Source organism: Arthrobacter bussei (assembly GCF_009377195.2).
GTDB classification, from domain to species: Bacteria; Actinomycetota; Actinomycetes; order Actinomycetales; family Micrococcaceae; genus Arthrobacter_D; species Arthrobacter_D bussei.
On the sequence record NZ_VJXX01000035.1, the window covers coordinates 1 to 282 of the forward strand.

Annotated in this window: 1 protein-coding gene; it reads right to left on the reverse strand. The window is 68.8% G+C overall.

Going from position 1 to position 282, the window contains the following annotated elements; genetic code table 11:
* The coding region (locus FNH21_RS16805) for an ABC transporter permease subunit (protein ID WP_338403338.1) at positions 1–282 on the reverse strand (282 nt) is incomplete at both ends.

Genomic DNA, 282 nt, shown 5'->3' on the forward strand with positions numbered 1-282 from the left:
CGCGGCTGGGCAGATGGAGCTATGCGACGAACTCGGAGGTGCAGGGCCGCATCCTGCGCGGTGCACCGTGGTCAGCAGGCGCAGACCGTTGACCCCGAAGGCCCGGGCCGCCTCGACGAGGTTCCGGTCCACGTGGCGCAGTCCGAGGTAGAGCGTCGTGAAGACGGGGAAGAAGGCACCGATGGTGATCAGGGTGACCTTCGAGTCCTCGTTGATGCCGATCCACAGGACCAGGAGGGTTCCGGGGCGCCCGGACGGGCGTCGTCCTGCGCTGCACCACGG